21 protein-coding genes are annotated in these 20,695 nt (G+C 67.0%); 18 read left to right on the top strand and 3 right to left on the bottom strand.

What is annotated here, in order from left to right; genetic code table 11:
• Positions 1–18: 18 nt before the first annotated feature.
• Complete coding sequence (locus tag A5775_RS25625) at positions 19–183, bottom strand: hypothetical protein (RefSeq protein WP_197512414.1); 165 nt, start codon at positions 181–183, stop codon at positions 19–21.
• Between the two features lie 257 nt (positions 184–440).
• Between A5775_RS25625 and A5775_RS07760 the strand changes: the two genes are divergently transcribed.
• The 7 genes from A5775_RS07760 (at position 441) to fadD1 (ending at position 7,128) form a co-directional block, all read left to right on the top strand.
• The gene (locus A5775_RS07760) at positions 441–1,631 is read left to right on the top strand and encodes an acyl-CoA dehydrogenase family protein (RefSeq protein WP_067250194.1); all 1,191 of its coding nucleotides are present in this window, start codon (positions 441–443) and stop codon (positions 1,629–1,631) included.
• A 22-nt stretch (positions 1,632–1,653) separates the two neighbouring features.
• The gene (locus tag A5775_RS07755) at positions 1,654–2,787 is read left to right on the top strand and encodes an acyl-CoA dehydrogenase family protein (protein WP_067250279.1); all 1,134 of its coding nucleotides are present in this window, start codon (positions 1,654–1,656) and stop codon (positions 2,785–2,787) included.
• Entirely contained in the window at positions 2,780–3,280 is a 501-nt protein-coding gene (locus A5775_RS07750; protein WP_067250191.1) for a MaoC family dehydratase N-terminal domain-containing protein, read from the top strand. The genes A5775_RS07755 and A5775_RS07750 overlap by 8 nt, the downstream gene beginning before the upstream one ends.
• A gap of 102 nt (positions 3,281–3,382) precedes the next feature.
• Positions 3,383–3,838 (top strand): MaoC/PaaZ C-terminal domain-containing protein, encoded by a 456-nt coding sequence (locus tag A5775_RS07745; RefSeq protein ID WP_067250277.1) that lies wholly within the window; start codon positions 3,383–3,385, stop codon positions 3,836–3,838.
• A complete protein-coding gene (locus A5775_RS07740; protein WP_067250187.1) occupies positions 3,835–5,037 on the top strand; it encodes a thiolase family protein in 1,203 nt (400 codons plus the stop codon). The genes A5775_RS07745 and A5775_RS07740 overlap by 4 nt, the downstream gene beginning before the upstream one ends.
• Before the next feature lie 2 nt (positions 5,038–5,039).
• Positions 5,040–5,438 (top strand): Zn-ribbon domain-containing OB-fold protein, encoded by a 399-nt coding sequence (locus A5775_RS07735; RefSeq protein ID WP_067250184.1) that lies wholly within the window; start codon positions 5,040–5,042, stop codon positions 5,436–5,438.
• Positions 5,439–5,508: 70 nt separating this feature from the next.
• Entirely contained in the window at positions 5,509–7,128 is a 1,620-nt protein-coding gene (fadD1, locus tag A5775_RS07730) for a fatty-acid--CoA ligase FadD1 (RefSeq protein ID WP_067250180.1), read from the top strand.
• A gap of 14 nt (positions 7,129–7,142) precedes the next feature.
• On the opposite strand, the gene A5775_RS07725 is transcribed toward fadD1, so the two are convergent.
• Positions 7,143–8,006 carry a DMT family transporter gene (locus A5775_RS07725; RefSeq protein ID WP_067250177.1) on the bottom strand — a complete coding sequence of 288 codons (864 nt, stop codon included), beginning with the start codon at positions 8,004–8,006 and terminating at the stop codon, positions 7,143–7,145.
• Positions 8,007–8,249: 243 nt separating this feature from the next.
• Between A5775_RS07725 and A5775_RS07720 the strand changes: the two genes are divergently transcribed.
• The 5 genes from A5775_RS07720 (at position 8,250) to A5775_RS07700 (ending at position 13,488) form a co-directional block, all read left to right on the top strand.
• Positions 8,250–9,347, top strand: coding sequence for a ferredoxin reductase (locus A5775_RS07720; protein ID WP_067250274.1), 1,098 nt, complete (start codon positions 8,250–8,252; stop codon positions 9,345–9,347).
• Positions 9,348–9,363: 16 nt separating this feature from the next.
• Positions 9,364–10,770 carry an acyl-CoA desaturase gene (locus A5775_RS07715; protein WP_067250175.1) on the top strand — a complete coding sequence of 469 codons (1,407 nt, stop codon included), beginning with the start codon at positions 9,364–9,366 and terminating at the stop codon, positions 10,768–10,770.
• 108 nt (positions 10,771–10,878) lie between these two features.
• Complete coding sequence (locus A5775_RS07710; protein ID WP_067250173.1) at positions 10,879–11,601, top strand: SDR family NAD(P)-dependent oxidoreductase; 723 nt, start codon at positions 10,879–10,881, stop codon at positions 11,599–11,601.
• Between the two features lie 56 nt (positions 11,602–11,657).
• A complete protein-coding gene (locus A5775_RS07705; RefSeq protein WP_082952920.1) occupies positions 11,658–13,022 on the top strand; it encodes a molybdopterin-dependent oxidoreductase in 1,365 nt (454 codons plus the stop codon).
• The gene (locus tag A5775_RS07700) at positions 13,015–13,488 is read left to right on the top strand and encodes a hypothetical protein (protein ID WP_067250169.1); all 474 of its coding nucleotides are present in this window, start codon (positions 13,015–13,017) and stop codon (positions 13,486–13,488) included. The genes A5775_RS07705 and A5775_RS07700 overlap by 8 nt, the downstream gene beginning before the upstream one ends.
• Here the strand turns inward: A5775_RS07700 and A5775_RS07695 are convergent.
• Positions 13,461–14,342: an alpha/beta fold hydrolase gene (locus A5775_RS07695; RefSeq protein WP_067250165.1), complete on the bottom strand. Its 882-nt coding sequence runs from the start codon at positions 14,340–14,342 to the stop codon at positions 13,461–13,463. The genes A5775_RS07700 and A5775_RS07695 overlap by 28 nt on opposite strands.
• A gap of 104 nt (positions 14,343–14,446) precedes the next feature.
• On the opposite strand from A5775_RS07695, the gene A5775_RS07690 reads away from it, so the two are divergent.
• The 6 genes from A5775_RS07690 (at position 14,447) to A5775_RS07665 (ending at position 20,693) form a co-directional block, all read left to right on the top strand.
• The gene (locus tag A5775_RS07690; protein WP_082952918.1) at positions 14,447–15,415 is read left to right on the top strand and encodes a LysR family transcriptional regulator; all 969 of its coding nucleotides are present in this window, start codon (positions 14,447–14,449) and stop codon (positions 15,413–15,415) included.
• Between the two features lie 224 nt (positions 15,416–15,639).
• Positions 15,640–17,253: a class I adenylate-forming enzyme family protein gene (locus A5775_RS07685; RefSeq protein ID WP_067250160.1), complete on the top strand. Its 1,614-nt coding sequence runs from the start codon at positions 15,640–15,642 to the stop codon at positions 17,251–17,253.
• Positions 17,240–18,013 (top strand): class II aldolase/adducin family protein, encoded by a 774-nt coding sequence (locus A5775_RS07680; protein ID WP_067250157.1) that lies wholly within the window; start codon positions 17,240–17,242, stop codon positions 18,011–18,013. Before A5775_RS07685 ends, A5775_RS07680 begins: the two co-directional genes overlap by 14 nt.
• 19 nt (positions 18,014–18,032) lie before the next feature.
• Positions 18,033–19,301 carry an amidohydrolase family protein gene (locus tag A5775_RS07675; protein WP_067250154.1) on the top strand — a complete coding sequence of 423 codons (1,269 nt, stop codon included), beginning with the start codon at positions 18,033–18,035 and terminating at the stop codon, positions 19,299–19,301.
• Positions 19,302–19,404: 103 nt separating this feature from the next.
• Positions 19,405–19,875 (top strand): GbsR/MarR family transcriptional regulator, encoded by a 471-nt coding sequence (locus A5775_RS07670; protein WP_067250151.1) that lies wholly within the window; start codon positions 19,405–19,407, stop codon positions 19,873–19,875.
• The gene (locus tag A5775_RS07665; protein WP_067250148.1) at positions 19,872–20,693 is read left to right on the top strand and encodes a class I SAM-dependent methyltransferase; all 822 of its coding nucleotides are present in this window, start codon (positions 19,872–19,874) and stop codon (positions 20,691–20,693) included. The genes A5775_RS07670 and A5775_RS07665 overlap by 4 nt, the downstream gene beginning before the upstream one ends.
• Positions 20,694–20,695 lie beyond the last annotated feature (2 nt).

Raw genomic sequence — 20,695 nt, 5'->3', positions numbered from 1 at the left:
CGCGGCCGGGGTGCGGCGTCAGGCGCCCTTGCGGACCATTTCGTCGGCCGCGGCGCGCATGCGATCGGACAATTGCAAAAGATTGTGCTCGCCTACGCCTAGGGGAAGGGTGTACGCCAGTTGCCTCAATTCGACGGCGTAGTTGCGCAAATCTTCGCGGAGGCGCATCTCAACGGTGGGCATGATTTCTCCCTCGGGCTGGGGCAGAATCCCTGGTCCGCGTCGACCAAACGATCTGAAAATCTTCGCAGCACTTCGGCGGATCCGCCAGAGCGTCGACCGGATTTAACGGGAGTTTGACAGCCGTTTTACAGTCCGGGCCCCGGCCACTCGTGGCGGACGCGCTGGAGAATGCCTCGCGCGATCTCGCGCCGGCGTTACGCTGACGCTGCTCGATGTAAGGCTTGGCCGGGGACTCCGAGAAAGGCATAGGCGCCGGAATGGATTTCGAACTCGACGCCGGGCAGCGCGCCTGGCTGGCCGAGGTCCGCGAATTTCTGCACGACAACGTCACCCCCGCCCTGCGCGCCGAGCTCGCCGCGCACGATTTGGAGTTTCCGGACGGCGAGGTGGCGCGGTTTCGTCGGGCGATCGGCGCCAAGGGCTGGTTCGGGTTGAACTGGCCACGCGAGTACGGCGGGCTTGCCGGTGAAAGGGGCCTCGGCGCCGTTCACCTGCATCTGTTGATGAGCGAGTTCGAATACTGGGGTGTGCCCGGCCCCGACCTCACCGTCACGTCGGTGGCGCCGATGATCATGCGGCACGGCACCGAGCGGAACAAGAGCGAATGGCTGCCCCCGATCGCCAGAGGCGAAATGATCTGTGCGGTGGGCTATTCCGAGCCCGAGGCCGGGACCGACCTGGCGAACCTGCGGACCAGCGCAACCCGTGACGGCGAGGAATGGGTGATCAACGGCACCAAGATCTGGAACAGCGGCGCGCAACGGGCTACGCACGAATGGCTCTGCGTCCGTACCGATCCGACCGAGGCCCGCCACCGCGGCATCTCGGTCATCATCGTGCCGATCGACAGCCCAGGTATCGAAATCCGCCCGCTCTACGCATGGTCGGGCTACCGCACCAACGAGGTGCACTTCCATGACGTGCGGGTGCCGGTCACCAACCTGGTCGGCGAAGTCAACCGCGGCTGGACCTACATCACCGGCGCGCTCGACCTCGAGCGCGGCGCGCTGACCAACGCCGGGGACCTGCGCCGCGCCGTCGAGGAATTGCACGAGCTTTCGCGCAGTCCCCGGCGGGACGGGACGGTGCCCGCCGAAGACCCGTCGCTTCGGCGTCGGCTGGCGCAGGCCGAAGCCGACGTCGCGGCGGCGATCCTGATGGGCTACGAGGCGGCCTCGATCCTCGACAGCGGTGTCATTCCGACCGTCGAAGTGAGCGTCGAAAAGGTGTTCACCAGCGAGCTGCGGCAGCGCATCGCCGATCTGGCGCTTGATCTCCTCGGCCCGGACGGCTTGTTGGCGCATCGCAGCGCACAGGCCCCGCTGGCCGGCAAATTCGAGCGGCTCTATCGGGCCGCCCCGCTGATGCGCTTCGGCGGGGGTACCAACGAGGTGCTTCGCGACATCATCGCCCAGCGCGGGCACGCAATGCCCTCCTATGGACGCTGATTCCGAGCCGCGCACACCACCGATGAAGACGATCCCCACCGCCGAACAGCGCGAGTTCGCGTCGGCGTTACGCGCCTTGCTGGCCGCCGAGAACCCGGTCAGTCTGGTGCGCGCCCTCGGCGAACCGGGCGCGGACCGCCGCACCCCGGCGCTGTGGAAGGCGCTGGCCGACGCGGGCGTCTTCGGCCTCGCCATCGCCGAGGAGTACGGCGGGGCCGGCGGCTCACTCGACGACCTCGCCGTGTTTTACACCGAAGCCGGTCGCGCGCTGTGTCCCACGACGGTGCACAGCAGCGTGCACGCCGCCCTCGCCGTCGAGTGGCTCGGCTCCGCGGACGCCAAGGCCGCCTGGCTGCCGGCGCTCGCGTCCGGGAGCGTGCGCGCCACCACCGCGCTGTGGAACGCCCGCGACGCCGCGCTCGTCACTCCGCCGCTGCGGGCCCATCTCGCCCCGGAACGGTGGCGACTCAACGGAACCGCGGACTACGTCGCCGACGCCGACGTCGCCGATCTGATCGTGGTGTCGGCCGCCTCTTCGCGGGACGTAGCCGAACGCACCCTGGCCTTCGTCGTCGACGTTCATGCCGACGGTGTGACCGTCGAGCCACTCGACATCGCCGGCGGGCACCGGGCGTTCGCCGTGCGCTTCGACGACGTCGTCGTGGCCGACGAAGCCGTGCTCGACGGTGTCACCGCGGCGGGATTGCGCCGGCTGGCCAACACCGCGGTGGCGCTCGGATCACTCGACCTGGTCGGCGTCGGGCAGGCCGTGCTGGACCGCACCGTCGACTACACCACGCTGCGTCATCAATTCGGCCGGCCCATCGCGTCGTTTCAGGCCGCCCAGCATCTGATCGCCAACATGCACATCGCGCTGTCGGCCGCCAGATTGGCCGGGCACGCGGCGGTGTTTTGGCTGGGGCGCGGCCGCGCCGCGAACAGGGAAACCGCCATCGCGCGCATGCACGCCGCCACCGCGGCGAGGCTGATCACGCTGGACGCCCACCAACTGCACGGCGGCATGGGTTATGTCACCGAGACCGACCTGCATTTGTGGACCGAACGGGCCCGGTTCGGTTCGACGCTCGGCGGCGGCGCCGACGTCGCCGCATCGTGGCTTCAGGAGAGCATGGACGAAGGGAGCGCCGGTGAGTGAGGACAGCTTGATCGACGCCGAGTCGGCGTCGCGGGTGGGCACGGTCGCCGCGTCGGCGACCGGCGAGGTGAACCGGCGCGATTGGCAACGATGGGCGGTCGCGGTGGGCGAGGACAACCCGCTGTATTTCGACCCGGAGTACGCCCGCGCCAACGGCTTTCGTGACATCATCTGCCCTCCGCTGTTTCTGCAGTACGCGATCCTCGGGGTATCGCGGCTCGACTCGCTGCGCCCCGACGGATCCTCCGGAGCGGTCTCCGGCAGCCTCGCGTTTCCCCGCGCCCCCAAGCGGATGGCCGGCGGGGAGAGCTTCACGTTTCACCTGCCGGCCTACCACCGTGACAAAATCCAGATGGTCCGCACCATCGAGTCGATCGTCGAAAAGCAGGGCCGTTCCGGCAGATTCGTGCTCGTCACCTGGCACACGGTGTACCGCAACCAGGACCGCGACCTGCTGGCCGAAGCGTCAACGTCGATGATCGCCCGCCCATGACCCGCGCCGACGACGATGCAGAGCGAAGCGATGAGGAGGAGTGGTGCTTATGACCCGCGCCGACGACGATGCAGAGCGAAGCGATGAGGAGCAGTGGTGCCGATGACCGCGGCGCAGGTGTTCTATGACGACGTCGCCGTGGGCGACCACATCCCCACGCTGACGGTCACCGTCGACGAGACCCAGATGTTCTTCTTCAGCGCCGCCACGTACAACGGCCACCGCATCCACTACGACAAACAGTGGGCTCGCGACACCGAGGGTTACGACAACGTGCTGGTGCACGGCCCGCTGCAGGCGGCGCTGCTGGCCCGAGCCCTCGGGGACTGGATCGGCGGGCGGGGCCGGCTCGTGACGTTCTCGGTGCAAAACCGGGCGATCGCCTATCCGGGTGAGCCGCTCAGTTTCGGTGCCGTGATCACCGGAAAGCGCCTGGGCGACGATGGTGTTGGGGGATACGGGCAAGTGGATCTGGACATCGCCGGGCGTCGCGACGACACGGTGCTGATGCCCGGCACCGCCACGGTGGAGCTGCCGCGGCGGGGGACCCGGGCATGAGCGGGCTGCGCGGCGAGGCCGCGATCGTCGGCATCGCCGAGTTGCCGGCCGAACGGCGTCCCACCCGGCCGCCGCTGTTCACCCTCGACCAGTACGCGCTGTTGGCGAAGCTGGTGATCGAGGACGCCGGCGTCGATCCTGGCTGCGTCAACGGCCTGCTGACCCACGGCGTCGCCGAGTCGGCCATGTTCGCACCGGCCACCCTGTGCGAATACCTGGGCTTGGCGCTGGATTTCGGTGAACGGGTCGATTTGGGCGGAGCCACGGCCGCCGGCATGGTGTGGCGGGCCGCGGCGGCGGTCGAACTCGGCATCTGCGAGGCGGCGCTGGCCGTGGTACCCGGATCTACATCGGTACCGCAGTCCGAGCGGCGACCCGCGCCCGAGCCGAATTGGTATGGGGCGTCCTCCAACAACTACGGCTCGCCGCAGGCGGAATTCGAAATCCCCTACGGCAACGTGGGCCAGAACGCGCCCTACGCGCAGATCGCCCAGCGGTACGCGGCCGAATTCGGCTACGACCCCGCCGCGGTCGCCAAGATCGCCGTCGACCAGCGCGCCAACGCGTGCGCCCACCCCGGAGCGGTCTTTCACGGAACCCCCATCACCGTGAACGACGTGCTGGACAGCCCGATGATCGCCGACCCCATCCACATGCTGGAAACGGTGATGCGCGTGCACGGGGGAGCCGCGGTGTTGATCGCCAACGCCGACATCGCGCGAAGCGGCCGCCACCGCCCGGCCTGGATCAAGGGGTTCGGCGAACACATCGCCTTCAAGACCCCGACCTACGCCGACGACCTGCTGTCCACCCCGATCGCACGCGCCGCGGAGCGGGCCTTCGCGATGGCCGGGCTGAGCCGGTCCGATGTCGACGTCGCCTCGATCTACGACTGCTACACGATCACCGTGCTGATGAGCCTGGAGGACGCCGGATTCTGCGCGAAAGGCAAAGGCGTGTCGTGGATTAGCGAACACGACCTGACCCATCGCGGTGATTTCCCGCTCAACACCGCGGGCGGCCAACTGTCCTTCGGCCAGGCCGGCATGGCCGGCGGCATGCATCACGTCGTCGACGGCGCGCGGCAGATCATGGGACGCGCCGGCGACGCGCAGGTGCCCGATTGCCACACCGCGTTCGTCACCGGCAACGGGGGCATCATGAGCGAGCAAGTCGCCCTGCTCATGCGGGGGGATTAGCGATGACCCATCCTGTCCCCGAGCCCACACCCGTCTCGCAACCCTTCTGGGACGGCCTGGCGCAGCACCGGATCCTGGTGCAGTACTCGCCGTCACTGCAGCGCTACGTGTTCTACCCGCGGACCCTCGCCCCGGGCACGCTGGCCGACGACTTGCAATGGCGTGAAATCGACGGCGCCGCAACGTTGTACACCTTCACCATCGCGCGCCGGCCCACCGGTCCGCCCTGGGCCGACGCGTTGCCGCAGCTGCTCGCGGTGGTGCAGTGGGATGCCGGCCCGAAGTTCAGCACCGAGCTGGTCGACGTCGATCCCGGCGACATCCGGATCGGGATGCGGGTGGAGCCCGTGTTCGACGATCTGCACCGTGGAATCACGTTACTGAAGTACCGGCCGGCATGATCCCGGCAGCGGCGTCAGCGTCGGCGGCGTCGGAGGTGCACACCCGATGACAGCAAGAGGAAGTGAGACAGTGCTGGAGACGGTTCAGCAGCTCTTGCGGCAGCGCATGCACGAGGACACCCCAGCGATCGCGCACGGCGAAAAGACGTGGACCTGGCGTGAGCACCTCGCCGAAGCCGAGGCCGAGGCGGCGGCGCTGATCGCGTGCGCCGATCGCACCCGGCCGCTGCATGTCGGTGCCGCCCTGGGCAATTCACCGGCCATGCTGCGTGCGATGGCCGCGGCCGCGCTCGGCGGCTACGTGCTGTGCGGCCTGAACACGACCCGACGAGGACCCGCTCTGCTTGCCGACATCCACCGCTCCGACTGCCAAATTCTGCTCGTCGACGACGAACACATGCCCTTGCTGGAGGGCCTGGATCTCCAGGGCCTTCGCGTTCTTGACGTGGGCGGCGCGCGCTACGCTGATGCGGTGGCCGCGGCGCCACCGCTGGCACCGCACCGCGAGGTCGCCGCCGGAGATACGTTCATGATGATCTTCACCTCGGGGACAAGCGGTGACCCGAAGGTGGCCCGGTTTGCGCACGGCATGGCGATCATGTGCGGCGCCAGCCTGATCTTCCAGTACGACGTCACCGCCGCCGATGTCTGCTATCTGGCGATGCCGCTGTTTCACTCCAACGGCGTCGCCGCAGGGTGGGCGGTCGCCGTCGGCAGCGGGGCCACCATGGTCCCCGCGAAATTTTCGCCGTCCCGCTTCCTGGACGACGTCCGCCGCCACAACGTGACCTACCTGAACTACGTCGGCAAGCCCCTGGCGTTGATCCTGTCCACCCCCGAGCGTCCCGACGACGCCGAGAACACGTTGCGCGTGGCCTTCGGCAACGAGGCGACCGATCGCGATATCGCCGAATTCGCACGGCGTTTCGGTTGCCGCGTGGTGGACAGCTTCGGATCCAGCGAGTTCGCGGTCATCGTCGTCCGTGAAGACGGCACCCCGCCCGGTTCCATCGGCAAGCCGTACCCCGGGGTGAGCATCTACAACTCGGCGACGCTGACCGAATGTGACGTCGCCACGTTCGACGCACACGGGGCGCTGACCAACTTCGATGAGGCCGTCGGAGAGCTCGTCAACACCCAGGGAGCTGGGCCCTTCGCCGGCTACTACAACGACCCCGACGCCACGGCCGAGCGCATGCGGCACGGGATGTACTGGTCGGGAGATCTGGCCTACCGCGATGCCGACGGGTGGATCTACCTGGCCGGGCGAACCTCCGATTGGATGCGGGTGGACGGGGAGAACCTGGCCGCCGCGCCGATCGAGCGGATCCTGGCGCGGCTGCCCGCAGTCAGCCAGGTCGCCGTCTACGCCGTGCCCGACGACCAGGTCGGCGACCAGGTGATGGCCGCCGTGGTGCTGCGCGCCGGGGCGGACCTGACGCCGGACGACTTCGAGAAATTCCTCGCGTCGCAGCCGGATCTGTCGCCGAAGGCGTGGCCGCGCTACGTGCGCATCAACGACCAACTGCCCGCGACCGCCACCAACAAGATCCTCAAGCGCGCGCTCATCGCCGCGGGGGTGAGCGCACAGGACGGGGTGCTGTGGGCGCGCCCCACCCGCGGCACGACCTACGCTCCGGCGAACGAAAATGCCGATGGCCGTGGGGCATCCACCGCCGCCGGGTCATGAACTAAGTGCCCGTTTCAGGCCGCTTCGGTCGGTGCGGGCGCTTCGCCGAACCGGGCCAGTACCAGCGTCGCGGACACCGCGACGGCGAACCCCGCGACCACCAGCCAGCCAAGCCCGTCGCGCGCGGCGTCACCTAGCCACACCACACCGACGAACGCCGGCGCGAGGGTTTCGCCGACCACCATCCCCGCGACGGCGGTGGTCACCGAGCCACGATGTAGGGCGGAAGTGAGCAGGAGAAACCCCGCGGCGCCGCCGGCCGCGGCCGCGTACAAGGCGGGATTGATATAGAAGGAGCGCCGGGTGGGATCGATCGCGTCGATCAGGCGCACACCGACCTCCACGACGCCGAAGCCGCTCCCGGCGCCAAGACCCAGTGCGAGCGCACGCGCGCGGTCGGGCAGGCGGCCGGCTGCGGCGCCGGCGATGAATATCGCAGCCACCACGCCCAGCAGCGCCCAGCCGAGGCCGGTCGGAGCATGTCGAAAGTGGCCGGGTCCGGCGGCCACGGCGAGCGCGACGAGGCTGACGCAGACCACGCCGACGGCCGTCCATTCGGCCGCTGACAGCCGCGCCGACAAAACCCATGCGGCCACGACGCCGGTGACCGCGATCGAGGCCGCCAGCGCTGCTGCGACGACGTAAATCGGAACCAGACGCAGCGCGGCCACTTGAAGCGCAAACCCCACGATGTCGAGGCCGACACCGATCAGGTAGCGCCATTGCCGGATGGCTCGCAGCAGCAACACGGTGTCGACACCCGAGCCGCTGCCCGCTTCCACCGATCGTGTCCCGGCCGCCTGCAGCACCGTCGCCGTGCCGTAGCAGACCGAGCAGCCCAGCGCGAGGAGGAACCCGATCAGCACACCCACCGACACTAGGCGCGGCAGCGGCGCGGCGCCCGGTGGGTGGTCGACGCGAAGCCTCTGAACAAAGGTTTGGGTGCGGGCTACCGGGGAACACGGCACAGGTATCCGTCGCAACCGCCCACAATTAATAGACATCCGTCAGTAAACGGTTACTTCTATTTGAGCACGGACCTCGATGCATGGTATCGCCTGTGTTGCAACATAATTCAAATCGATGTTTAGCAGCGGTGTACAACTGTGTACTCTGACGGCATGGCTGAACGCGGCGCACAGCCCAACGTCCCCCGCGGGCGTCGGTTGTTCCTGCGCGCGGTGCGGCGGCTGTTCAGTCCACTACAGCCCGACGACTACCTGGAGATGATCAATCCGCTCTGGACCACCAGGGAACTGCGCGGAAAGGTCGAACGCATCGAGCCCCAGGGCTCGGAAGCCGCGAGCGTTCTGATCCGGCCCGGCTACGAATGGCCGGGCCACAAGCCCGGTCAATACGTTCGGCTCGGCGTGGTCGTCGACGGCGTCTACCACTGGCGCGCGTATTCGCTGACGTCGGATCCTGCGCCCGAGGACGGGTTGATCAGCGTGACGCCCAAGAAGGTGGACGGCGGGGTGGTGTCGCCATATCTGGTGCAGAAGATCCAACCCGGCGATCTGGTGCGGCTCGGCGAGATCGAAGGCGTATTCACCTTGCCCGAACCGCTGCCGGCCAAGATGCTGTTCATCAGCGCGGGCAGCGGCATCACGCCGATCATCAGCATGTTGCGCAGGATCGATCACGGGGATGATTTCGGCGATGTCGTGGTCATCCACTGTGCGCGCACCCGTGAGCAGGTCATGTTCTTGTCGGTCCTCGAAGAGTTCGAGCGCCGCCACCAAGGGATGCGGCTGGACTTGCGTCTCACCGCCGAACGCGGCCGGCTGGAGCCAGGCGACCTGGACGAGGTGTGCCCGGACTGGCGCGAGCGCGAGGCTTTTTGCTCGGGTCCCGGCGACATGCTCGACGCGCTGATCGAGCACTGGGAAAGCAACGGGGACCGCGACCGCCTGCACTTTGAGCGCTTCCAGCCCAAGATCGGCGGCGACGCCAACGCCGGTGAGGGCGGCACAGTGTGTTTCCTGGACAGCGAGAAGGACGTCGAATGTGACGGGGGCACATCGATTTTGGAGGCGGGGGAGAAGGCCGGTCTCAACCTCGCCTACGGCTGTCGAATCGGAATTTGTCATACCTGCGTCGGGACGCTGAAGTCGGGCAAGCTGCGTGACCTGCGCTCAGGTGAAGTGATCGAACCCACCGAACAAGACATACGGATCTGCATCAACACCGCCGAAGGCGATGTTGAGCTCGAACTGTGATCGAAAGGAGCGGCTTATGACGACCGCCGCGAAAACCACTGGGGGCGAGCTTCTTGCCCGCCTGAGCGAGCAAGAGCTGGAAAAGCTCGCGAAAGAACTGGACGCGATTCATGACGAGGTATTCGCCGATCTCGGTGAACGGGACCGGCATTACATCAAGACGGTGATCTCGGTCCAGCGCCAGATCGTCGTGGTCGGCCGCGTGCTGTTGCTCGCATCGCGCTCGAAAACCGCCTGGGTCCTGGGCACGGCCTGTCTGGGAATGGCCAAGATCCTGGAGAACATGGAGATCGGCCACAATGTGATGCACGGGCAGTGGGATTGGATGAACGATCCCGATATCCATTCCTCGGTGTGGGACTGGGATACCGCGTCGACCGCCGAAGCCTGGAAGCATTCACACAACTACATTCACCACACCTACACGAATATCTTGGGCAAGGACAAAGATCTCGGCTACGAGCTCCTGCGGATCGACCCGAATCAGAAATGGCAACCGCGCTTTCTCTTTCAGCCGCTGTACAACGTCTTGCTCATGCTGCTGTTCGAGTGGGGCGTGGCCATTCACGACATGGACATCGACGCCATCCGCACCCGCCAGAAGCCATGGTCGGAGGTGCGCAAGGATCTGCGAGGCATCGGGGGCAAAGTGCGCGCGCAGATCTTCAAGGACTATCTCGGCTGGCCACTGATCAGCGCCGGCGCCTTCGCGCTCGTCCAGTTGGCCGCGCACGGCAGAATCGACCAGCCGGCGCGGTCGCGTCTGGGCAGGGCGCTTCGCAGGGTGTCGGGCAAGGGCCGCGTGGGTGCCACGGCCGCCTTCCTCGACAAGGTGATGCCGGGAGTGGAAAGCACCTATCTACGAACCATGGGCGCCGACGCGGTGGCCAACGTCATCCGCAACGTGTGGTCGAACGCGATCATCTTCTGCGGTCATTTTCCCGACCAGACCTACACCTTCAGCGAGGAAGACGTTGAGGACGAGACCCGCGGGGGTTGGTATCTGCGCCAGTTGGTCGGGGCCGCGAACATCGACGGCGGCCCGCTGTTCCACATCATCAGCGGCAACCTTGGTTATCAGGTGGAACATCATCTCTATCCAGACATGCCGAGTAGCCGGTACTCGGAGATCGCGCCCCAGGTCAAAGACATCTGCGAGCGCTACGAGCTGCCGTACAACTCCGGCCGGTTCTCCAAGCAGTGGCTGATGGTGCAGCGCACCATCGTTCGGCTGGCATTTCCCGGCGGAAAGCCCCGCCGGAAACCGGGACCATACCGGAGCCCGGACGGCCGGCCGCAAGCGCAGCGACCCAGCGAGGGTGCCCGGTTCCGCGAACGTGTCCCCGCCGAACACCCGGCCGCGGGTCCCGAACACGAGTCCACCGGTGTCTCGGTGCAGCCGCCGCCGCGGGGCAAAGACTGACGGTACTCACCTCGACCGGTGATCTCATCGGGATTTTCTATCGAGGGCATCGGCGATCGCAATGGGCTGGGCGCCTCGCGGTGACCGACGGTCGGCTTGACTGGCGTCATGGAACTCGAATCCCAGATCGCGCTGGTGACCGGCGGTACGGCCGGCATTGGCCTGGAATCGGCACGCCTGCTGGCAAGCGAGGGCGCCGAGGTCGTGATCTCGGGCCGCGACCCCGAGCGCGGTGCCCGGGCGGCTGCCGAAATCAAAGGCAACATCAGGTTTGTCCGGGCCGATCTCGGTGACATGGACTCGATCGCCGAGCTGGTGAGCCAAGCCGGCGCGGTCGACATTCTGGTCAACAACGCCGGCGCCTTTCCGGTCGCTCCCACCGTGGAGCAAAATCTGACGTCGTTCGAGACCATGTTCGACACCAACGTTCGGGGCGCTTACTTCTTGGTCGCCCAACTCGTCCGGGGCATGATCGCCCGCGGCCGCGGCAGCATCGTCAACGTCACATCGTTGGCAGCGGGAAAAGGGATTCCGGGGGCATCGGTGTACGGCGCGACAAAGGCCGCGTTGACGTCACTGACGCGAACGTGGTCCGCCGAATTCGGACCGCACGGTGTCCGGGTGAACAGCGTTTCACCGGGCCCGACGCGCACCGCGGGCGTGCTGGCGGAGTGGGGAGAGTCCATCGAGGACATCGCGACCAATCTTCCGCTGCGCCGCACCGCGCGCCCGGCCGAGATCGCGCAGGCGGTGCTGTTCCTGGCGTCGCCGCGGGCCAGCTATGTGACGGGATCGACGTTGTACGTCGACGGAGGTGGCGCCGCTGTCTGAAGAACAGGCGCCGGATCGAACCATTTTTCCCGGCCGGTCATGGATGATCATCGATGATGCACCGCATCCGCAGATCCGATGCCGAAGACAGCGAACCGACGACTGATTCCCTCGGTTACGGGTTCCCCGCGCGGCTGTGGCGCCTGCTGGACGAGCACCCACCCCCGGGTGTCGGGCGAGCGCAACGGTGGCGCAGCCCCCTGCGGGGGCCGTGGCTGACATCCGTGTTCGGATCGGTGCTCCTGGTGACGCTGCCGATCGTCATCATCACCGGCCTGCTGTCCTACATCGCTTACGGGCCGCGGTTAGGCCAGGCCATCCCCGGCGGCGTGGGGTGGCTGAAGCTCCCGACGTTCGATTGGCCCACCAACCCGTCCTGGCTGTATCGACTGACCCAGGGATTGCACGTCGGGCTCGGCCTGGTCCTGATCCCGGTGGTACTCGCCAAACTGTGGTCGGTGATACCGAGGCTGTTTGTGTGGCCGCCTGCCCGGTCCATTGCCCAATTGCTGGAACGGGTTTCGCTGCTGATGCTGGTCGGGGGCATTCTGTTCGAAATCGTCACGGGCGTGCTGAACATCCAGTACGACTACATCTTCGGTTTCAGCTTCTACACCGCGCACTACTTCGGCACCTGGGTGTTCATCGCCGGGTTCGTCGTGCATATCGCGATCAAGCTCCCGACCATGTGGTCTGGCCTGCGCTCGATCGCGCCGCGCGAGGTCCTGCGCACCGGGCGCGCCGACACCACAGCGGAGCGGTGGGAGCCGGACGGGCTGGTCGCCGCGGACCCGCGCCCGGCGACGTTGAGCCGCCGCGGCGCCCTGGCGCTGGTGGGCGGCGGTGCCCTGTTCATGGCCGTCATCACCGCGGGCCAGACCCTGGGCGGCTACACGCGACCCACAGCCCTGCTGTTGCCGCGGGGGCGCACGCGCGGGGCCGGACCCAACGACTTCGAGATCAATAGGACCGCGGAGGTGGCCGGGATTTCCGCCGACAACACCGGCGAGCGCTGGCGGCTTACCCTGAGCGGCGGTCCCCGCCCCGTGGCACTGGAGCGCGCCGCGCTCATGGCGATGCCACAGCACACCGCGGTGCTGCCGATCGCCTGCGTGGAAGGCTGGTCGACCACCCAAACCTGGACCGGTGTGCGGCTGGCGGACCTAGCTCGATTGGCCGGCGTTCCCGCACCGGAGTCGGCGCACGTCTCGTCGTTGGAACGTTCGGGTCCGTTCGGCCGCGCGACACTGCAGGGGAACCAGGTGCTGCACCCCGATGCGCTGTTGGCGTTGCGGGTCAACGGCACCGACCTGTCCCCGGACCACGGCTACCCCGCGCGCATCATCGTGCCGGCACTGCCCGGGGTGCACAACACCAAGTGGGTGGAGTCCATCGACTTCCGACAGGCCGCAAATGCGTAGCGCGCGAGCGGCTTTCGTACGGCTTTATGGGTCGGGCCCATTGCATCTGCTAACCCTGATCGCCGGGTTCGCGTTGTTGGGCTACGTGGTGGCCACCTTCAAACCGGTCGCGCTGTGGAGCCCGCACGTGTGGTGGCAGTCGATCATCGTGTGGTTCGCCGCGGCCATCGTCGCCCACGACCTGGTGTTGTTCCCGGTCTACGCGTTTCTTGACCGGATACTGTCGGGGACCCTTCGGCTGGCGCCGCCGCGCGTGCCTGTGGTCAATCACATCCGGGTGCCCGCGCTGGGGGCGGGCCTGACGCTGGTGGTGTTCCTTCCGGGCATCATCAAGCAGGGCGCCACCACATACTGGGCCGCGACCGGTCAGACCCAGGACCCGTTCCTGATTCGCTGGCTGCTGTTGACCGCGGCGATGTTTGGGATCAGCGCCGCGATCTACGCGGTCCGCGTCGTCAGGCGATGAACCGCCGCGGCGATCTCCTCGGGGTGGTCCTCCTGAAGAAAATGCTTGGCCGGCAACAGAATCGGATCCCCCACGCCGGCGGCGCGCTGGGCCTGGACGCCGTAACGCCGCCAGGGGAGCATCGCATCGCGCTCACCCCAGATGATTTGTACGGGGTACCGCGTTTGGCGCAGCGCCGCGAGGTAGTGCTGCTGCTTGGCGGCGGTCAGTTCGAAGCCGCGCATGATTTTCAGGAACGCTCGCCCGCCGTCGTCACCGAACAGCAGCGGCAGCCAACACGCGAGTTCGGCGGCCGGGACGCGCCGACTCACCCCGACTAGTCGCATGATCGCCAGGAAGGCGCCCGGTACCCGCATCGAGGCCAACCAGGCTTCCCCGATGCCGCGATGCGCGAAAGGTTCCATGGGCCAGGGCCGATGGAATGATTCCACTTCGATGATGGTGTTCAGGAGCGTCAACGACAGCACCCGCTCGGGCACGGCGTTGGCCACCTCGAATCCGACGGGGCCGCCGATGTCATGCACCACAAGGTGGAAGCGATCGAGTTGCAAGGCGTCGATCGCCGAGAGCAGCCACCGGCCGAGCCCGGTCCAGGTGTAGTCGGCGGCGGCGGGCCGGTCGGCGAATCCCAACCCGGGCAGGTCGACGGCGATGCCGCGCAAGCCTCGGATCCCCAGTTCCGGCACCACCTTGCGATAGAGGTATGCCGATGCCGGAACGCCGTGCACGCACACGACCGGCGGGGCGTCGTGCGGGCCCGCCTCGATCACGAACGATGAGATGCCGTCGGCGCTGAAGGTGCGCCCCGAGGATCGATAACCTTCGAGCAACCGGGTGACTTCCGCGGCGTTCATGTGGCCGGCTCCTTGTCAGGCATCCCTCAATACAACCGGACGACGGGGCGCCGGCGTCAAACATCGCCCATTCCGATGCGCGATGGACATCATCGGATACTGCGATGGAACACCCGTGGGTCGACGGCGTGTTGGAGTACTGCATGGAGATCTGGGACTTGCGAGCCTTCGTCGCGGTGGTGGAGGACGGGGCGCTCTCTGCGGCGGCGCGTCGTCTGCACATCAGCCAGCCGTCGCTGTCACAGACGATCCAGGCCCTCGAGAAGGAGCTTGACGTGCAGCTGTTGACTCGCAGTAGCGCCGGCGTGGCGGCCACACCGGCGGGTATGACGCTGCTGGGCGAGGCGCGCGCGGTGATCGCTCGCTACGACCAAGCGATCACCGCGATGGCGAAGCACTCGGCGCAGGTCGGCCGGTCACTACGGGTCGGCGTTCCTCTCGAGTTGCCGGCACAGCCGCTCTCGGGGGCACTCGCGTCGCTGTCGACGGCCTTCCCGTTGACCGTGGTAAAGGTTCGCCATCTGTCGACGGCCCAGCAGACCGAAGCGCTGTACGCCGGGGAGTTGGACGTGGGCTTGGTGCGGGAACGTCCGCTCGGTGGACGGCTCGACGTCTCGATGGTGATCGAAGAACCGCTCGGTGTGCTGCTCGCGGTCGAGCAGGCCGACGCGATGGACCTCGTCGACGGGGCGGTGCGGCTGGACCGACTGTCGGGTCCGCAGTGGCTTGGGTTTCCTCGCGCTGGCAGCCCGGCCTGGTACGACGAATTGACGGCCGTGCTGCGCAGCCACGGAATTGAGCCCGGCCCGCCCGCGTCGTACGACCAGGATTTGTTGCCGGAAGTAAAGCTGGCCACGGTGAGTGCGGGTGGGAAATTCGCGCTGGCGCCGGCCGGGCGATTGGAACCGCTTCCGGACTCGGTTCGCTGGCTGCCCCTTGCCGGACGACCGCTGGTACGTCGTACCTGGGTTGTGTGGCCCGCCGGATCGCGGCGCCGCGATCTCGCCCACCTCGTCGCCGCGTTGGAGAACACAAGCGCCGGGGCGGCGGTCCCCGCCGGAGGCGATGTCTAGGCGCTGCGCACGATATTCGCTGTCGGAGGTGGGCCACGGGGGCCAGCAGCCGACTCAAACCACCCGCGCCGCTGCCGATCCCAATGCCGCGGCCGACATAACCCTCTTTGGATCGTCTTGACGGATTCTTGGAGTGTGCCGTCCGGGCGCCGATGAACGGGCGGTGCGCGCCGCGCCGAATCCCTAACGCCGGTGTTCGCGGACGCTTTCTTATCATTTACCGAATGAGCGCCGGTGGGCTGGATATCGCGTCGTCGCCGGCATTCTCCGATGAGGACCCGGCTCGGTTTCGCGCCGCGGGCTGGTGGTGCGATACGACGCTGTCGGACGCGGTGGGTCGTAACGCCGAGCAAGCACCAGACCGTCCCGCCTATATCGACCATGCCGGCCCATCGCTGACCTGGCATGAATTCGACCACGCGGCAACTCGTTTAGCCGAAGCGCTCGCGGGCTTCGGCGTCGTGCGCGGGGATAGGGTGGCGGTATGGCACCGTGATTCGGCGGCCATCCACGTCCTGTTCGTGGCGATCGAACGCTGCGGGGCGGTGGTCGTCGGTGTCGGCGCGCGGGCCGGGACCCGCGAGGCCACGGCGATACTGCGCAGCGCCCGGCCGAAGGTACTGATCAGCGATGAATCCCACCGTGTGGCCGCGGCGGATGTGGCCGACGAACTCGGGCTGCCTGCGCTGCTCCTGAGCCGGACGCTTCGCCTGGATGTCGACACCAAACCCAAGGCGCTCCCGAGCGACTCCCAGCTGGGCCCCGACGAGGTCTTCCTGATCAATTCCACGTCCGGGACCACCGGGCTGCCCAAGTGCGTCGTGCACTCCCAGAACCGTTGGTATTACTTCCACCAGAAGGCCGTCGCCAATGGGCAGCTGACGCCGGACGACGTCTTCCTGCCGGTGATACCCACGCCGTTCGGGTTCGGGCTCTGGACCAGCCACACCACGCCGATCTACCTTGGCACCACCGCGGTGATCCTGGACCGGTTCACCACCCGAGCCACGTGTGAGGCGATTTCCCAGCACAAGGTCAGCGTATTGTGCTGCGTCAGCACGCAATTGACCATGCTGATGGCGGACCCGTCCAGCCGCGAACACGACCTAAGTTCGCTGCGCGTCGTCTATACCGGCGGGGAGGCGTTGCCGTATCGGCCCGCGGCGGAGTTCGAGGAGCTCACCGGCGCCAAGATCCTGCAGTTCTTCGGCTCGAACGAAACCGGGATGCTCAGCGCCACCACCGTCGACGACTCGCGCGAACGCCGGCTGCGCACCGGCGGTCGCATCATCCCCGAGATGTCGGTCCGGCTGTTCGACGGGGACCGCGAGGTCACCGCAACGGGGCGGGGCCAGCCCGCGTGCCGGGGCCCGGCGACCAGCCTCGGTTATCTCGGCGGCACCGACCACGACACGTTGTTCACCCGCGACGGGTGGATGCGCATGGGCGACATCTGTGAAATCGACCAGGACGGCTATCTGCGGGTCACCGGGCGCACCTCCGATTTCATCGTGCGCGGCGGCAAGAACATCAGCGCGAGCCAGGTCGAAGACGCCGTCACCACCCATCCGGCCATCGGGGTGGCGGCGGCGGTCGCGATGCCCGACCCGGTGTTCGGCGAAAGGGTCTGCCTCTACGCCGAACTCACCGACTCCGCCACCATCGACCTTGCCGCGCTCGTCGAACACCTGCTGGCACTGGGAGTTTCCAAGGAACTGCTGCCCGAGCGACTCATCGTCCTCGACGAACTGCCCCGCTCGTCGGGCGGAAAGATAGCCAAAGGCCGACTTCGCGAGGATATTGGTGCCAGGATGGAGGCTGGTCATGAACGCTCCTAACGCACGCCGAGGCGGGCTGGAAGTCTGGGCACCGTCGGTGGTTCCGCCGATCGGCGTCGAGCTCTCCCACGAGCAGGCGCTGGCGATCGCGTTCCGTCACCTCGCCGGCATCGGGTTCGCCGAGAACATGGCCGGACACATCACCTGGCAGCGCGACGGCCAGACGGACATGCTTGTCAATCCATGGGGTCTGTGGTGGCAGGAGCTCACCGCCTCCGATATCTGTGTGGTGGATCCCGACGCGCGCGTGGTCAGCGGCCGCTGGGACGTCACGCCGGCCATCCACATCCACACCGAACTGCACCGCGCCCGTGAAGACGCCCGGGTGGTCATCCACAACCACCCGTACTACGTCTGCGTGCTCGCCGCGCTGGGCAGGCTGCCGGAGTTGGTGCACCAAACCGGTTCGCTGTTCCTCGACGACCTGTGCCTTCTCGACGCCTACGACGGCGAGGTCGACAGCCCCGCCCGCGCCGCGGACCTCGCGGCCCGCATCGGTGGCGCCAACCTGACGATTCTGGCCAACCACGGCGTCATCGCGACGGGGCGTAACCTCCCCGAAGCCGTCTACCGCGCGGCCTCGATCGAACGAGTCTGCAAGCTGGCCTACGACGTGATGCTCACCGGCAAGGAGCCGGTGGCCATGCAGTGGTCGGACATGGCCGGCATGCAACGCTCGCTGATCGAACGGGCCGCCGACGTGTACTGGGCCGGGGCGGCGCGCATGACGATCAAGGCCGATCCCGATGTGCTGACTTGAGCCACAAGGAGATTGACGCGTGAAATCGATCGACGAGCTGGCCACCGACCTGAGATTCACCACCGCGAAGACCGGCGCGCAGCGTTCGGTCACCTTGCTGCCCGATCCGCCCCGGGCGCCGCGCCGCTACACCGTGATCTCGGTCGACGATCACATCGTCGAACCCCCGGACACCTTCACCGGCCGCCTGCCCCGCAGGTTCGGAGACCGGGCGCCCAAAGTCGTGGACACCGACACCGGGGGACAGACCTGGGTGTACGACGGCCAAGAGCTACCCAACGTCGGGTTCAACGCGGTGGTCGGCCGGCCGGTGGCGGAGTACGGTTTCGAGCCGGTCCGATTCGACGAGATGCGCAGGGGCGCTTGGGACATCCATGAGCGCGTCAAGGATATGGACCTCAACGGAATCTACGCCTCGCTTAACTTCCCCTCGTTTCTGCCGGGCTTCGCCGGACAGCGGCTGCAGCAAGTGACCAACGATCGCGACCTGGCGCTGGCGTCCGTCCGGGCTTGGAACGACTGGCATTTCGACGTCTGGGCGGGCACGTATCCCGACCGCATCATCGGATGCCAGTTGCCGTGGCTGCTCGATCCCGAGCTCGGCGCGAAGATGATCTACGAGAACGCCGAACGTGGCTTTCACGCCATGACGTTCAGCGAGAACCCGGCGATGCTGGGGCTGCCGAGCATTCACACCGACCACTGGGATCCGATGATGGCCGCGTGCGCCGAGACCGGCACCGTGGTGAACCTGCACATCGGATCGTCGGGGTCGTCGCCGTCCACCACCGCGGACGCGCCACCGGACGTGCAGGGGGTGCTGTTTTTCGCCTATGCCATTTCCGCGGCGGTCGACTGGTTGTATTCCGGGCTGCCCAGCAGGTTTCCCGAGCTGAAGATCTGCCTGTCCGAAGGCGGAATCGGTTGGGTGGCGGGGTTGCTCGACCGGCTCGACCACATGCTCAGCTACCACGCGATGTATGGCACCTGGGAAGCGCTCGGTGAGCGACTGACCCCCGCGGAGGTGCTGATCCGCAACTTCTGGTTCTGCGCGGTCGAAGACAAGTCGTCGTTCGTGCAGCGCGACCGGATAGGCGTCGAGAACATCATGCTGGAAGCCGACTACCCCCATTGCGATTCGACGTGGCCGCACACCCAACAAACCATCCACGAACAGATCGGTGATCTGCCGCCCGACGTCATCCGTAAATTCAGCTGGGAGAACGCATCCCGCTTGTATCGGCACCCGGTGCCGGACGCGGTGCAGCAGGACCCCGACGCGTTCTGACCCTGCCAGGTTGCGCCGGCATCGTTGATCTCCGCGGGTTCCGTGAGTGGCTCACTTGGTGTACGTTACGTTTAGTATGTACTGAACGATCTGATGGAGGCTCATGTCGCCGGAAGAGGCCGAGTTCGTCGACCGCCTCGGGCTGTTCTTCGAGCTCCTGGGCGCCACCCGCACGATGGGCCGGCTCTATGGGTGGCTGCTGATCTGCGATCCGCCACAGCAGTCGCTGACCGAGCTGGCCGCTGCGCTGTCGGTGAGCAAGGCGTCGGTCAGCACCGTTGCCCGCCAGCTGCTGGAAGGCGGCATGGTGGAGCGGTTGCCGAGCCCGAACCGTCAACACCTCTACCGGGTCACGCCGGGCGGGTTCACCAGCGTGCTGGAAACCCAGCTGTCGCTGATGCGGCGGGGGATCGAGCCCGCCGAGTTCGCGCTGTCCGTGCTGGGTGAGGACCGTGCCGAACAACGCCGGCGCGTCGAGGACTTCCGCGATTTCTGCGAATTCTGCACGCGGGCCTACCGCGATCAGCTCCTGGAAATGTGGACCGAATACCGGGCGAAAAGGAGACAGCCATGACCGCAGCGGACAAAATCGACTTCACCTCGGTTGCCTGGGGCTCCGTGGAATGGACGAACCTCGTCACATTGTATCTGCGCGCATGCGAAAGCCGTTCGCAGCGGCCGATTCTGGGGGACAAGGTGGCCGCGGATGCCGTGGACCGGATCAACTACGACTTCTCGCGCATGCGTCGGAGCACGCTGCCCGCCACCAACCAATACCTGGTCGCCTTGCGCGCCAAGAAGTTCGACGACTGGTGCGCCGATTTCCTCGCCCGTCATCCCGACGCCGTCGTCCTGCACCTGGGTTGCGGCCTCGATGGCAGGGCCTTCAGACTTGCCGTGCCGCCCTCGGTTTCGTGGGTCGACGTCGATCAGCCCAGTGTCATCGGGCTGCGGCGGCAGCTCTACGACGACACCGAGCGCTACCGGATGATCGGCTCGTCGGTGACCGAACTGCGGTGGCTGGACGACGTCCCCACCGGGCGCCCCACCCTGGTGGTCGCCGAGGGCCTGCTGATGTACTTGCGCGAGGAGCAAGTCCGGCAGCTGCTGGCGCGTTTGATCGACCGATTCCCCGGCGGCGAAATGCATTTCGATACGCTGTCCGCCCTGGCGCCGCTGCTGTCCAAGGTCTTCACCAGAGGCATCATCGCCTGGGGAATCCGGGACGCACGCACGCTTGCGGACTGGCATCCCCGGCTGCGGTTCCTCGAGCAGACGCCCGCGCTGGCCGGCTACGAGCACATCCCGTCGACTGTGGTGCGGATGATCTACACGCTGACGTGGATGACGGGCGGGCGCGGCTACGACGTGCTCAACCGCTTCGAATACTGAAC

Source organism: Mycobacterium sp. 852002-10029_SCH5224772, from assembly GCF_001667315.1.
In the GTDB taxonomy this organism is placed as follows: domain Bacteria; phylum Actinomycetota; class Actinomycetes; order Mycobacteriales; family Mycobacteriaceae; genus Mycobacterium.
This window is presented reverse-complemented; position numbering and strand designations above follow the sequence as displayed.